This is a genomic window from Streptomyces sp. MB09-01, assembly GCF_033794505.1.
Classification (GTDB): Bacteria; Actinomycetota; Actinomycetes; order Streptomycetales; family Streptomycetaceae; genus Streptomyces.
Genome location: NZ_JARAYQ010000222.1, coordinates 1 through 13908 on the forward strand (window position 1 = coordinate 1; position 13908 = coordinate 13908).

General features: G+C 73.7%; 9 protein-coding genes and 3 pseudogenes. 5 read left to right on the top strand and 7 right to left on the bottom strand.

The genetic code is table 11. The features are described 5' to 3' along the window. Window positions 1-69: 69 nt before the first annotated feature. Window positions 70-1200, bottom strand: a complete 1131-nt coding sequence (locus tag PV721_RS33245; protein WP_416371236.1) for a nitrous oxide reductase family maturation protein NosD — start codon at window positions 1198-1200, stop codon at window positions 70-72. A gap of 323 nt (window positions 1201-1523) precedes the next feature. Between PV721_RS33245 and PV721_RS33250 the strand changes: the two genes are divergently transcribed. Together PV721_RS33250 and PV721_RS33255 are read left to right on the top strand one after the other, a co-directional pair. Next, complete coding sequence (locus PV721_RS33250; RefSeq protein ID WP_319730924.1) at window positions 1524-1886, top strand: hypothetical protein; 363 nt, start codon at window positions 1524-1526, stop codon at window positions 1884-1886. Window positions 1887-2033: 147 nt separating this feature from the next. Next, entirely contained in the window at window positions 2034-5825 is a 3792-nt protein-coding gene (locus PV721_RS33255; RefSeq protein WP_319730926.1) for a helix-turn-helix domain-containing protein, read from the top strand. A gap of 74 nt (window positions 5826-5899) precedes the next feature. Here the strand turns inward: PV721_RS33255 and PV721_RS33260 are convergent, their stop codons facing one another. From PV721_RS33260 to PV721_RS33280, 5 genes and pseudogenes are all read right to left on the bottom strand, one after another. Further along, window positions 5900-7465, bottom strand: coding sequence for a hypothetical protein (locus PV721_RS33260; protein ID WP_319730927.1), 1566 nt, complete (start codon window positions 7463-7465; stop codon window positions 5900-5902). Window positions 7466-7600: 135 nt separating this feature from the next. Next, complete coding sequence (locus PV721_RS33265) at window positions 7601-7795, bottom strand: hypothetical protein (RefSeq protein ID WP_319730929.1); 195 nt, start codon at window positions 7793-7795, stop codon at window positions 7601-7603. A gap of 98 nt (window positions 7796-7893) precedes the next feature. Further along, window positions 7894-8552, bottom strand: a pseudogene (locus PV721_RS33270) (ABC transporter ATP-binding protein). 20 nt (window positions 8553-8572) lie between these two features. Next, window positions 8573-8995: pseudogene (locus PV721_RS33275) on the bottom strand (ATP-binding cassette domain-containing protein); the annotation flags it as partial. Between the two features lie 5 nt (window positions 8996-9000). Beyond that, window positions 9001-9480 (bottom strand): annotated as a pseudogene (locus PV721_RS33280) (ABC transporter permease); the annotation flags it as partial. Between the two features lie 175 nt (window positions 9481-9655). Between PV721_RS33280 and PV721_RS33285 the strand changes: the two are divergent. Both PV721_RS33285 and PV721_RS33290 read left to right on the top strand, forming a co-directional pair. Then, complete coding sequence (locus PV721_RS33285) at window positions 9656-10615, top strand: fibronectin type III domain-containing protein (RefSeq protein ID WP_319730931.1); 960 nt, start codon at window positions 9656-9658, stop codon at window positions 10613-10615. Window positions 10616-10786: 171 nt separating this feature from the next. Beyond that, the gene (locus PV721_RS33290; protein WP_323806087.1) at window positions 10787-12772 is read left to right on the top strand and encodes an ATP-binding protein; all 1986 of its coding nucleotides are present in this window, start codon (window positions 10787-10789) and stop codon (window positions 12770-12772) included. Between the two features lie 158 nt (window positions 12773-12930). Here the strand turns inward: PV721_RS33290 and PV721_RS33295 are convergent, their stop codons facing one another. After that, a complete protein-coding gene (locus tag PV721_RS33295) occupies window positions 12931-13116 on the bottom strand; it encodes a DUF5999 family protein (protein ID WP_319730935.1) in 186 nt (61 codons plus the stop codon). Window positions 13117-13272: 156 nt separating this feature from the next. On the opposite strand from PV721_RS33295, the gene PV721_RS33300 reads away from it, so the two are divergent. After that, entirely contained in the window at window positions 13273-13710 is a 438-nt protein-coding gene (locus tag PV721_RS33300; RefSeq protein WP_319730937.1) for an SRPBCC family protein, read from the top strand. Window positions 13711-13908 lie beyond the last annotated feature (198 nt).

Below are 13908 nucleotides of genomic sequence, written 5' to 3' on the forward strand. Positions count from 1 at the left end.
GTGGCGGGGGTGGGGGTGGAACTTACCGTGGTCATTCGGCCTCGATTCTTCTGATGAGGTGGAGCACGGTCAGCACATCCCGGCCGGTACGGAGGTCCCGCACCGGTTGCCCTCGAACCGGTTGCCCGTTCCGGTCCCCTGGTTGGCCAGGTCGGCCGGCTGGTTGTCCCGCACCACGTTGTCCTCGATGACGTTGTCGGTGTTCGTCGCGCCCACGAAGCTCTTGAACAGCAGGATTCCGCCGGACAGGGGGGAGGCGCCGACGTTGCCGCGGATGGAGTTCCCCCGCACGACCGTCTCCTCGGCCCCGGTGAGGACGATGCCGACGCCCTGGATGTCGGGGAGGCGGCTGTTGCCCTTGCAGAACTTGTTGTTCTCGTGGATCCGGTTGCCGCGGATGGTCATGGCTCCGGCACCCGGCTCGCCCTCGTCGCCGACGACGAACACGCCGCCGCAGTTGCCGGTGAGGAGGTTGCCGCTGACGGTGAGGTTCCTGACGCGCCTGACCGTGACTCCGATCCGGTTCCCGGTCAGCGTGTTGCGCCGGACCACCGCGCCCAGGGTGTCGGTGGCGCCCCCCTCCCGCGCGACGGTGTTGGCGATGAAGATGCCCGACTCGGTGTTGTCGCGGGCGGTGTTGCCGCGGAACACCCCGCGGGTGGACCGCTCCTGGGCGATGCCCCAGGTGCCGTTCATCTCGGAGATCACCCGCTCGACACTGAGCCGGTCGGTGTAGGAGGCCCAGATGCCGTTCCGCTTGAAGCCCGAGACGGCCAGCGAGCGGATCTTCACGTCGTTCACGCTCTGCTCCGGCGTGCCCATGATGCAGATCCCGGTGTCTGCCTGCGAGCAGGCGGTGGCCGCGCGCACGGGAGCCGCCGGTGCGCCCGGCGCGGCCGCCGCCGCCCCGGCCTTCGCGTCGGGCGCCGCGGGTGCCGCAGGTACTGCGGGCGGCCTGATCACCGTACGGGCGCCGAACCCCCGCAGGGTCAGTCGCTTCGTGATCAGCACGTTCTCGTAGTAGGTGCCGGGCATCACCGTGATGATGTCGCCCGGTCGTGCGGCGTTCACCGCGTCCTGGATCGAGTCGCCCGGGTGCACTCGCCGTCCGGCCGCGGCGGCGGGTGGCGCGGCCACGCCGAGGCCTGCGGCCATGACGACTGCGATGCACATGAGGGACTTGATTTGTCGGTTCGTCACGATGCAGAAGTTATGGGCGATGGGAGCAATTCGCCACATTGGGTGCGCGGATGGACACATGCCGTGGGCAAACGGCGCAATTTGGCGTCCGGAGGAGTGGATCGCGGGACTCGCAGCGACGGCCTTCCGCCGTCGCACCGTGACACCCCGTCACCCGGACCCGGGGAGCGGCGCGGGCCGTTGCCCACCGCTCAGAGAGCGGGCCGGTCGCGGGGGGTTTCCCGGGGGCTCCGGCAAGGGGCAACGGGCAACCCGTCGACCGCCTGAGGCGGCGGGGGCAGGCTGAAGCCGTCCGCAGGAGACGAGAACCACCAGGGGAAAACATGCGCAAGATGTTCCGCGGCGCCGCCGCCCTCGCGACCGCCGCCACCGCCGTCCTCGCGCTCAGCGGTTCGGTCGAGGCCAAGCCTGTCGACGCGTGGGCCGGATGCCCGGAGGGGGCGGTCTGCATCTACCCTCAGAACCAGAACCCGGCCGTCAAGCCGACGCACGTCTTCTACTCCTACGGGGCCCACAACCTGAGCAACCAGGTCGGGAACCACTGGGTGCTCAACAATCAGTACGGCGGTGCGACCGCAAACCTGTGCACCGGCTCCAACGGCGCGGGCTGCGGCAGCCCCATCGCCGCCAAGACCGGTGTCTACGCCGACCTCACGCCGATCAACTCGATCCGCCTCAACCGGTAGCACCACCGCGGCGAGGGCTTCCGGAGCCGCCGCGCGAGCGGCTCCGGGGGTTCCTGTTCCCGCCATACCGGCTGGAAGATCCGGTCTTCCGTCGGACCCCCGCGGTAGCCTGGGCAGTGTCATCTCGCTGCCTGGGCGCGCATTGCCATGGGGGATGTTTTGGGGGATCCGGACCGCCGGCGGAAGACCGATCACCAGCACGCACCCGACGACACGTCGGTGCACTTCCCTGCGCAGCTGAGACGTCTGCGGGTGCAACGCGGCCTGTCCCTCGCGGACCTCGCACGGCAGACGCACTACAGCAAGGGCTATCTCAGCAAGATCGAGACCGGCTCGAAGCCCGTCACCGTCGACGTCGCGCGGCGCTGCGACGACGTTTTGCGGGCGGGAGGTGAACTGCTGCGGATGGTCCGGGAGACGGGAGCGCCCGACGCCGGCACCGAAGGCCCCGCCGGCGCCGGGCCGCCGGCGGACGGCGCGTGTCCGTACCGCGGCCTGCCGGCCTTCACCGCGCGCGACGCCGAGTGGTTCTTCGGCCGGGAGCGGGCGACGGCCGAGCTGGTCGAACGGGTCTTCGGCCGGGTCGGCGTCGGCCCGCTGATGCTGGTCGCCCCGTCGGGCGCGGGCAAGTCCTCGCTGCTCAACGCAGGTCTCGTACCGGCGCTGCGGCGCAGCGGCGGCTTCCCGATGCCGGGTGCCGAGACGTGGCCGGTGGTGCGGTTCACTCCCACCGCGCATCCGCTGGAGGAGCTGCTGGACTGCGCCGCGAAGGTCCTGGGCAGCGATCTCGGCATCACCGCACGGGAGTTGCGGGACCACCCGCACGCGCTGCTCGAAGCCGTCCACCGGCTTTCGGAACGGCCCCCGGCCGGTTCCGGGGACCGGCGGCCGCCTCCGCCCCGGCCGGTGCTGCTCGTCGACCAGTTCGAGGAACTGTTCACGCTCTGCTCGGACGAGGACGAGCGGCGAGCGTTCGTCCGGGTGCTCTGCGCGCTGGCCGCCTCCGGTCCGGCGCCGCCGGCCGGGCACGACCCCGCCGTCGTGGTGCTCGGCGTACGGGCGGACTTCTCCGGGAACTGTCTGGACCTTCCGGAGCTGGCCCCGGTCTTCACCGGCGGGCTGTTCGTACTGCCTCCGATGTCCCTGGCGGAGCTGCGGGAATCGATCACCCGGCCCGCCGAGCTCGCCGGTCTCACCCTCGAACCGGGCCTGGTCCCGCTGCTGCTGCGCGATGTGGGCCTGCGCGACGATCCACCGGACCGTACGCCCTCCGGTGCGCTGCCCCTGGTCTCGCACGCGCTGATGGCCACCTGGCGGCAGCGCGAGGGCTCCACCCTGACCGTCGCCGGTTACGAGCGCACCGGCGGCATCCAGGGGGCGATCGCCCGCACGGCCGAGGAGGTGTTCGCCCGCCTCTACCCGGCCGAGCAGAACACGCTGCGCCGCGTCCTGGTACGTCTGGTGCACGTGGCCGACGGCACGGGCGCGGCGCGGCGCCGGATGAGCCGGGCCGCGCTGATGGACCAGCTGACCGACGCGGGCCCCGCCGCGGCCGCGCTCGACACCTTCGTACGGGCCCGCCTGATCACGATGGACAGCGACACCGTCGAGATCACCCACGAGGCCCTGCTGCACGCCTGGCCACGGCTGCGCGGCTGGATCCACGCCGACCGGGCCGGGCTCCTGATCCACCAGCAGCTGGCCCACGCCGCCGCCGAGTGGGAGCGGGAGGGCCGGGACCCGTCGGCGCTCTACCGCGGGACCCGGCTGGAGACCGCCCGCTCCTGGGCGGACGAACTCGACGGCCGGAGCCGGCTCGGCGCCCTGGAGGCCGCCTTCCTCCGGGCCGGCCAGGAGGCGCACGACAGCCGCGAGCGGCAGGCCGGGCGCCAGGTGCGGCTGCGGCAGCGAATGCTGGCCACGCTCGTCGTCCTGCTGGTGCTCGCGGTGGGCGCCGGCGGCCTGGCCTACCAGCAGCGCGCGGGTGCGCTCGGCCAGGAGCGCGTCGCCCGTTCGCGGGCGCTCGCCCTGCAGTCCGCGGCGCTGGCCGCCGGCCAGCCGGAGGCGTCGATGCTGCTCGCCCGGGAGGCCTACCGGGCCGCGCCGACGACCGAGGCCCGGGGCGCCCTGCTGAGCACCCAGTCCCAGCCGTTCGTCGCCCGCTTGGGCGGCCACGGCGGGCCGGTCAACGCGGTGGCCTTCTCCCCGGGCAACGACGCGCTGGCGACGGCCAGTTCCGACGGCACGGTGACCTTGCGGCGCGTGGCCGACCGCCGCACCCTCGCGACCTTCACCCTGCCCGGACGGGTCCGCGCGGTCGCCGTCAGCCCGGACGGCCGGACGCTCGCGGCCGCCTCCACGGACGGGCCGGCGCGCCTCTGGGACACCGTCAGCCACGGTACGACGGCGGTGCTCCCCGCGAGTACGCAGGGCGCCCGCGCCGTGGCCTTCGCCCCCGACGGGCGGACCCTGGCGGTCGCCGGCCCCGACGGGACGGTCCGGCTGTGGGAGACCGCCGGGGACCACCGCGGCGTCGCGTCCCTCGCGGGCCACACCGGGCGGGTCAACGCCCTCGCGTACGCCGCGGACGGCCGGACGCTGGTCTCGGCCGGTGCCGACCGGACCGTACGGCTGTGGGATCCGGTGGACGCGCGTCCGCTGGCCGTGCTCACCGGGCACACGGACGAGGTGCTGGGGGCGGCCTTCGCCCCGGACGGCCGGACGGTCGCCACGGGAGGCGTCGACCGGACCGTACGGCTGTGGGACGTGGCCGGCCGGCGGACGGCCGCGACGCTGACCGGGCACAGCGACGACGTCAACGGCGTCGCCTTCACCCCGGACGGAACGACGGTCGTCAGCGCGGGCGGCGACGGGACGACCCGGCTGTGGGACGTGGCGGGCGGCCGGCTGACCGCGACGCTCGCCGGGCACACCGACTACGTGCTCGGGGTGGCCGTGGACCAGCGCGGCGCGATGCTGGCCACCGCCGGTTTCGACCAGTCGGTGGTGCTGTGGGACCTGCGGGGCGCGGTGCTGGCCTCGCGGCCGTTCTCGGAGATCTGGCACGCCGCGTACAGCCCGGACGGAAAGCTGCTGGCCACCGCGGAGGCGGATCACATGGTCCGGCTTTGGGACGTGGCGGGGCGCCGGGTGCTGGCCACCTTCGAGGGCCACAGCGAGACGGTGTTCTCCGTGGCCTTCTCCCCCGACGGACGGACCCTGGCCTCGGCCGGCTCGGACGGCACCGTGCGGCTGTGGGACGTCGTGGCGGGCGGACCCTCGGCGACGCTCGCCGGGCTGGGCGGGACCGTCTTCGCCGTGGCCTTCTCCCCCGACGGACGGACGCTCGCCTCGGCCGGCTCGGACGGCAGCGTACGACTGTGGGACGTCGTGGCGCGCCGCGCGCTCGCCACGCTCCCCGGGCACACGGACTTCGCCAACGACGTGGCGTTCAGCCCCGACGGACGCACCCTGGCGAGCGCCGGCGACGACCTGACGGTCCGTCTCTGGGACGTGGCCGGGCGCCGCCCGCTGGCTGCCCTCACGGGCCATACGGGTGCGGTCCGCGGGGTGGCCTTCAGCCCGGACGGGCAGACCCTCGCCAGCAGCGGCAACGACGGGACCGTACGGCTGTGGGACGCGCCCCGCCACCGCTTCCGGGCGGCGCTGTCCGGCCACACCGGCTCCGCGCGGGGCATCGCCTTCTCCCCCGACGGGCGCACGCTGGCGAGCAGCGGCAACGACCGTACGGTGCGGTTGTGGGACGTGGCCGGACGCCGGACGGTGGCCGCGCTGTCGGGCCATGCGAGCGCGGTGTGGGGCGTGGCCTTCGCCCCCGACGGGCGGACGGTGGCCAGCAGCAGCACGGACGGCACCGTACGGCTGTGGAACCTGGACGTCGGGGCGCGGATGGCGGCGATCGGACGGTTGCGGGAGTGACCGGGCCGGGCCGGACTCCCGGCCCGGGCCGGGGTCCCGCCGGCCTCCGGGGTGGAGGCCGGCGGTCCGTCGCGTCAGCTGTCGCGGACCGCGATGATGCCGTTGAAGACGCCGACGTACGCGGCGCCGTCGGGACCGAGGGTGATCGGGGCCCAGTTGTTGTCGTAGAGCGGGCCGGTTCCGGTCAGCTGCCGCCAGCGGCGTTCACCGGTGCGGAAGTCCACGGCCGTGAGGTACCAGCCGTCGATGCCCCAGAAGTTGGGCTCCTTCTCGTAGAAGTAGAGCAGCCCGTTCGCGGTGGACAGCTTCGGGACCACGGAGGGAGCGCGGATGGCGCTCTCCCACACCGTGTCGCAGCCGCTGCCGTCGGCCCGGACGTCGATGCGGGTCACACCGCCCACGACCGACTTGCCCAGCAGCAGGGTGGTGGGGTTCTCGTAGCCGTAGTTGTTCTCGACGACGATGCTGTTGCCCCAGGTGATCAGGGAGTTGTCGGTGGTCGAGGCGCCGGAGCCGAACACCGGCACCTTGCAGACCAGCCGCCGGTCGGCCGGGACGTCCGTGCCCCGCTTGTAGACCAGGACGTTCATCCGGTCGTCGGCGTTGTCGGTGATGGCGACGTAGCCGTTGCCGAAGAGGTCCGGGGTGGTTCCCGAACCCTGGTTGACGGAACCGGGCTTGGCGGCGGTCCCGCGGTCGTACGTCTGGCGCCACTGCACCTCGGGGGTGCCGTCCGCGGCGGCGCGGAAGCTGTAGAGCGCGTGGTCGGAGACGATGGAGACGCCGTCCTCGGCGACCGAGAAGGAGTTCTGGATCTCCTCGCCCGGCAGGCGGACGGAGCGGATCCGCGAGGTCGCCGGGTCCACGGTGCCGACCCGGCCCTGGCGGGTGACCCACCAGATGCGGCCGTCCCAGTCGGGCATCACGGAGGTGACGGGGTCACAGGTGCCGCTGGGCCGCAGATTGGTCCAGGTCACGCAGTCGTGCGGGACCTGGTCGGTGAGGTCCCAGTCGTCGTCGACCGTGAACTTCCAGCTCCCGTCGGGGTTCTGCGAGTGGGCGAGGCGCAGGATGTGCTGGCGGGAGTCGGCCAGCACGGCCCGGTCCTGGTCGTCCAGGTAGAAGTAGGCGCCGCCCGAGGTGTCCTTGAAGATCTTCGCGAAGTCGAGCGAGGTGATCGCCTCGACCGTCGAGGAGCGCTGCGGGAGCTGGTATTCCGCGAGCGTGGCGAGCGTACGCGGCTCCAGGAGTTTGACCTTGAAGCCCGAGAAGGTGCCGCACACCGTGACGAGGCGGCCGCCCGCGTCGAAGGTGGCGGTGGCGCATTCGCCCCCCAGCGCGGCGATCTTCTCGCTGGTCACCTGCAGGTTCTTGCCGAGCGGCCCCGCCCAGGGGGAGGTGGCGCTCCCCGCCGCGTCGGAGTGCATGCCGCTGCGGCCGTTGGGCGCGAGGTGGGGGTGCTGCGGCGGCGCCTCGCCGGGCAGCGGGACGGCGACCGCGGGGCTGCCGTCGTAGTGGCTGATCAGGCGGTAGCCGGGGGCCTTGGGTATCTCCTCGGCCTGGGCCGGCGAGCCGCCGTTCAGCACCGTGAAGGCGGCGACGGCGGGCACCACGGCGCAGTTCAGCGCTCTTCGGAACATCCGGGCTTCCCCCTGTCTCGTCGGTCTTGTCGACATTGCGTCTGACATCGCGCCGCGGCCAGACGCTAGATCGCAGTGCCCGAGGAGTCCATGGACGCGCCGGATGATTCACGAAGGCGCAACAGTCGATCAAGGTCAGGGATGGAGGCTGGAGACCACGTGCGCGGTGGCCGTCAGTCCGTTGTGGATGGTCGCGGCCATGCTGCTGCTCGCGAGGTAGAAGCCGAGCAGCGCGCAGACCAGCGCGTGTGAGAACTTGAGGCCGCCGCTGCGCAGGAAGATCCAGGCGAGGATGAGGAGCAGGACGACCACGGAGAGGGAAATCACCATCGAAACCTCCTTACTCGCCGTCATGGTGGCGCAGGAGGGGATGCCTTCGGGCGAAACACGTGTCCGCCGTACGGGTGTTGACCGTCCGTGACGGGCGGTCAGTCCTTGACGATCTCGCTCCAGTGGGTCGTGCGGCCGCACCAGCGACCGAGCAGCACCGGATCGTGGCCGACCGCCAGGAGTCCCGCCCCGCTCTCGGCCCGGTACTCCTCGACGACCGCGACCAGGGCAGCGGCGGTGGAGGCGTCCAGCATCGCGGTCATCTCGTCGCATACCAGCCAGCGCGGCCGGAGCACCAATGCCCGTGCCAGACAGGCGCGTTGCAGCTGGCCGTCGCTGACCTCGTGGGGACGGCGGGCGAGCAGGTCCGCGCCGAGGCCGACCCGCTCCGCCAACTCGGGCACCCGCGAGGCCACTTCCTTGCGCCGTCCCGTCGCGCGGAGGGGTTCGGCGACGTGGTCGCGCAGTCTGAGGCGGGGGTCCGCGGAGAGCCGGGGCTGCTGGAAGACCACGCCGACCGCGGTGCGCAGGGGGCGCGGCGCCCGGTGGGAGAAGCCGGTCACGGCGCGGCCGTCGAACGCCACGGTCCCTCGGTCGGGACGGTGCAGCAGGGCGGCGACCCGGGCCAGGGTGGATTTCCCGCAGCCGCTCGGCCCGAGCAGGCCGAGGGACTCGCCCGGCTGCAGGGTCAGGTGCGCGTCCCGGACCACGGGGCGCGGCGGTCGTAGGCCGCCGTGATGTCCTTGAGCTCAAGCACGGTGGCAGGCCACCCCTTCGGTGAGCACGGGCCGCCGGCTGCGGCAGACCTGGTCGGCGGCCGTGCACCGGGCGGCGAAGGCACAGCCCCGCGGGAGCGCGCCCAGCTCGGGCGGCGCCCCGGGGACGGGGGTGAAGGCGCGTTCGGGGAGCGCCGAGCACGTCCAGGCCGTCGGCGAGCCGGGCCGGCCCCGAGGTCTCGGCGTTACCGGGCAGCAGGCCGAGCAGGGCGGAGGCGAGGACGGACTTGCCGCAGCCGCTCTCGCCGACCAGGGCGAGGCACTCCCCGGGCGCCAGGGAGAAGGTGGCGCCGGTGACGGCCTCGACGTACCGGCCCGCAGGTATGCGGAAGCGGACGGAGAGGCCGTCGACTCGCAGGACGGGCTCGGCCGTGCCGGGGCGGGGGCCGTAGGCTCCGGCGGAGCGGGCGGGGACGGGGGGCACGGGAGTCACAGGGTCAGCTCCGAGCGCCGGCGGAGGTTCAGGCGCTCGCGCCAGGCGCCGGCGAGGCCGGCGATGGCCAGCGTCGGGACGATCAGGAGGAGGCCGGGGAAGAGGGTGGGCCACCAGTCGCCGGCGAGCGGCGAGCCGCGGGCGCTCTGGACGAGGTTGCCCAGGCTCGCCCGGGGGGGCGGGGAGCCCCAGGCCCAGGAACGACAGCGCGGACTCGTGCCACATGGCGTGCGGGATCGTCAGCACCGCGGCGAGACCCGCCCGGGGCAGGACGCCCGGCACCAGGTGGCGTACGGCGATGCGCCACCGGGAGGCCCCGCCGGAGACGGCCGCGTCCACGTAGGGGCGGCCGCGCAGGGACAGGACCTCCGCGCGGACGATGCGGGCCGTCGACAGCCAGTGGGTCACGGCCACGGAGACCACCACCGGCCAGACGCCGGGCCGAACATCGCCACGATGAAGATGCCGAGGAGCACTGTACGTCCGCCAGGGCGTGGCCGACGCGCTGGCGGAGGACCCCGTGCACCAGACAGGATCGGAAGAAGACGAACCGGGGCACATCGCCGGCGGCCGAGCGCAGGGGTCTTGCCGGGCTCAGGCCAGCCGTGCCATATATGTCTAGACCTTTACGGCAGCGGAGGAAGGCACCCCGTGCGACGCAGCGCCGCCCCCACGCTCGCCCTCTGCCTGGCCCTCACCGGCCTCACGGGCCTGGGCGCGTGCACCGCGCCCGACACCGAACCCCCGCCCGCCCCGGCCGGACTCACCGCCCAGGCGGGCAGCGCCACCACCGTGCACGTCATGTGGAACGCGGCGGCCGACCGGGACGGGGTGAGCGGCTACCGGGTCTTCGAGGGCGACCGGCTGGTCCGCGCGCTCCCGGCCGGCACGACCATGGTGGACGTCACCGGCCTCGCGCCGCAGACCGGTTACTCCTTCACGGTCCGGGCCGAGGACGCCGCCGGGAACCTCTCCGAGCCCACCCCGGCCGTCCGGGCGACCACCCCGGCGGCCAAGGCCGAGGACCGCACGGCGCCCACCGCCCCGGCCACCACCACCGGCCGCGCGACCGGGCCCCGGGCCGCCCGGCTGTCCTGGACGGCGGCGACGGACGACACCGGCGTGACGGCGTACGACGTCTACCAGGGCGGCGTCCGGATCCACACCGCCGGCCCCGGCGAGAGCGGCACCGCACTGAGCGGCCTGCGGCCCGACACCGTCTACACCTTCACCGTCCGGGCCCGGGACGGGGCCGACAACTCCTCCCCCGACGGGCCGGCCGTGGACGTCACGACCCCACCCGCCTCCGGCGACGGGCCGGGCACCGCACCCGCCGAGTTCGGCGCGGCCGCCTCACCGGGGACGGTCACGCTCACCTGGACCGCACCGGACACGGGCCGCGCAACCACCGAGTACGAGCTGTACGTCAACGCACGCGCCACGACCGTCATCCAGTTCGGTGCGGGCGCCGTGCCCACCGGCCGGGTGGAGCACAAGCTCACGGTGGCGGAGCCGACCGGCACCGAATGGGCCGTGAAACTGCGGGCCAGGCTGCCCGACGGCAACTGGGGCGCCTTCTCCGCGGAGCGTCGGATCACCCTCGTGGCGTGAAATTGCGGCACCGATCCGGCCCGAACGGCACGGTCGGATAAGAAGATCACGCACAATACATCCGTGTTCGGTGAGTACTCGGTCAATGACAATCAGGCAGAATCCGCGGACGACGACCCCCCTCCGGGCTCCTGCGCGCCCGGGAACCTGCCTCCGGAACCGGCGAGCTTCGTGGGCCGGGAACGCGAACTCCGGCTCCTTGGCGACCTGTTACACGAGCGGAGGATGATCACCCTCACGGGGGTGGGCGGGGTCGGCAAGTCCCGGCTCGCCCTGCGGGCCGTCGCCGATCCCCGCCAGTTCCGGCCCGAGGGCACCTGGTGGGTGGAGCTGTCGCCCCTGCGCGATCCCGGCCTGCTCACCGCGACCGTCGCGCACGCCGTCGGCCTCGCCGACCACTCCCCGCGCCCGCTCGACGAGGAGTTGTGCGCGTGGATGGCCGACCGGCGGCTCCTCCTGGTCCTGGACACGTGCGAGCACCTGGTGGCCGCCTGCCGCCACCTGGTCGGCGAACTCCTGCAGTCCGCACCGGGGCTGACGGTCCTGATCACCTCCCGCGAGCCGCTCGGCAGCCCGACCGAGGAGGTCGTCGAAGTGCGGCCGCTGCCCTGCGAGGGACCCGACAGCGACGCCCTCGCCCTCTTCCGGGCCCGCGCCCTGGCCGCGACCCCGCAGGCGGCGGCCGTCTTCGCCGATCCCCTGCGGACCGCGCTCGCGGCCGAGGTGTGCCGCCGCCTCGACGGCATCCCGCTCGCACTGGAACTCGCGGGCGCCCGGCTGCGGTTGTGGACGCTGGAGCAGACGGCCGAGCGGATCGGCGAGCGCTTCGAGATGCTGTCGGGCGTCCGGGCCGCCCTGCCGACCCGGCACCAGACGATGCGGACCACGATCGGCTGGAGCCACGAACTGTGCGAGCCGCTGGAACGGCTGCTGTGGGCCCGGCTGTCCGTCTTCACCGGCGACTTCGACGTGGCCGCGGCCCGCGCGGTCTGCGCGGGTGGCCCGCTGCCCGCCGCCCGGGTGGAGCGGGTCCTGACGGGACTGGCGGCCAAGTCGGTGGTCCTGCGCACCGACGAGCGGGGGGCCGGCGCCCGCTACCGGATGCTCGACACGATCCGCGAGTACGGGCACGACTGGCTGGGCGAGCTCGGCGAAGCGCGGCTCGTGAGCGATCGGCACGCCCACTGGTACGCGGCGCTCTCCCATGCCGCCGACCGGGGCTGGCTGGGCCCGGGTCAGGTGGACTGGTACCGCAGGATCACCGCCGAGCACGCGCAGCTGCGTACGGCCCTGGAGCACCTGCTCACCGCCGACCCGACGGCGGCCCTGGAGATGGCCGGGGCGCTGTGGTTCTACTGGTTCGCCTGCGGACACGTGCACGAGGGCCGGGGCTTCCTGGAACGGGTGCTGCGGGCCGCTCCGCCCACGGGGGCCGCGTACAACCAGGCCCAGTGGGCCCTCGGGCTCACGCTGCTGCTCCAGGGCGACATGGAAGCGGCCGGGCGGATCGCCGAGGAGTGCACGCGGGACGCGGCCCGGCTCGCCGACCCCGAGCGGGAGCTGCGCGCGGCCTATCTGCAGGCGGTGACGGTCCTCATGCCCGGCGATCCCGCACGGGCCCTGCGGCTGGCCGGCCCACGGGCCAGGGCGGGCCACGGCGGGCGGACGAGCGGTCCGGGCTGGCTGCTGTGCAAGCTGGCGACCGGCTACGCCCTGTGCGACCAGGGGCGGTTCGAGGAGGCGACCGACGAGGCGCGGGCCCTGCGGGAGGCGTGCGCGGAGCTGGGCGAGCGCTGGCTTCGGGCGTACGCGGACTACATCCTGGCGGTGGCCGCACTGGGCCTGGGCGACCCCGGGGAGGCGGCCCGGCACGTGCGGGGGATGCTCTCCGGCAAACGGCTGCTGGGCGACCGCTTCGGCATCGCGCTGGGCCTGGACCTGCTGGCCGCGGCGGTGGCCGGGCTGGGCGACGGGGAACTGGCGGCGCGGCTGCTGGGCACCGGGCACGCCTGGTGGCGCACGGTGGGCCGGCCGCAGATGGGCTCGCCCTCGCTGACGGCCCTGCGGGACCAGGGCGAGCGGCAGGCCCGGGCCGCGATCGGCGACGCCGCGTACGAGACGGCGTTCCTGGGCGGCGCGGCGACGTCCACCGGCTGATCAGCGGCCGGTGGACGCTGTGCGTACTGGATGGGCTTCCTCGGGGCTCCCGTCAGTACGGGAGGGGTCTGCCCGACGGCGTGCGCAGATCCAGGTCTCGTGGGGCGGGCTTGGGGACGGGCTTGCGGATCAGCTGCTGGCGCATGCTGCCTCCTCGCTCAGACCAGGGCCGGGCGGCGGGGTTCCACCGTGCGGCTGTCGGGGAGCAGTTCACCGGTGTCGTCGAAGATCACGACCCCGTTGCACAGCAGGCTCCAACCCTGTTCGGGGTGGGAGGCCACGATGCGGGCGGCGTCGTGATCGGCGCTGTCGGCGGATGGGCAGGGTGGCTGGTGGGAGCACATGGCGCACCTCCTCGCAAAGTGGGGCGGGAGGGCCGGTGGTCACCCGGTCGATTCCGCGATCCACGGTGGCTGGTGAGTATTGCTGATCGCCACCCCCGGACGGAACCCGTATTCGCCGCTCAGTTCAGGGTGTGTATGCCCGATTACCATGCGCTCATGCCCGGTATCCGGATCGTTCACCGCACGTCCCGGCCGCCCGCCGAGACCTGGCTGCGGCTCACTGACTGGGAGCGCCACGGCGCACAGGTCCCCTTCACGCGGACGATCATCGACACCGCGCCCCCGACGCACGTCGGAACGATCTTCACCGCGCGCACGGGTGTGGGCAGGATCACTTTCGACGATCCCATGGAGGTCGTGTCCTGGGAGCCCCCGGCGGAGAACTCTCCGGGGCTGGTCCGGCTGGAGAAGCGCGGCCGGTCCGTGACGGGCTGGGCGGAGATCGAGACCCGGCCCCTGGCCTCGGGCGGCACGGAGGTCCACTGGCGGGAGGAACTGCGCCTGCGCGGCCTCCCCCGCGCCCTGGATCCCGTGGTCGCGGCGGCGGGCCGGTTCCTCTTCGGGCGGGCCCTCGCCCGGCTGCTGCGCTCGTGAGGACGCGGGCTAGGGTGCCGTGATCACCGCGCCGGTGATCACTACGCGACCGAGGAGATCTCCGTGGCCACTCCGCCACCGCCGCAGCAGGGCGCCGGGGGCCCGTACAGCCCGCACGGCCCGGACCATCCCTACGGCCCGCCGCGCCGACCACGGGATCCAGGGCGCGTGGGAGGCCGGGCAGGGGCAGTTACCCCC

Excerpts from the sequence above, each read along its gene's own strand:
- PV721_RS33250 (WP_319730924.1), top strand. The coding sequence starts at position 1,524 with ATGCGCAAGATGTTCCGCGGCGCCGCCGCCCTCGCGACCGCCGCCACC.
- PV721_RS33255 (WP_319730926.1), top strand. The coding sequence starts at position 2,034 with ATGGGGGATGTTTTGGGGGATCCGGACCGCCGGCGGAAGACCGATCAC.
- PV721_RS33260 (WP_319730927.1), bottom strand. The coding sequence starts at position 7,465 with ATGTTCCGAAGAGCGCTGAACTGCGCCGTGGTGCCCGCCGTCGCCGCC.
- PV721_RS33265 (WP_319730929.1), bottom strand. The coding sequence starts at position 7,795 with ATGGTGATTTCCCTCTCCGTGGTCGTCCTGCTCCTCATCCTCGCCTGG.
- PV721_RS33295 (WP_319730935.1), bottom strand. The coding sequence starts at position 13,116 with ATGTGCTCCCACCAGCCACCCTGCCCATCCGCCGACAGCGCCGATCAC.
- PV721_RS33300 (WP_319730937.1), top strand. The coding sequence starts at position 13,273 with ATGCCCGGTATCCGGATCGTTCACCGCACGTCCCGGCCGCCCGCCGAG.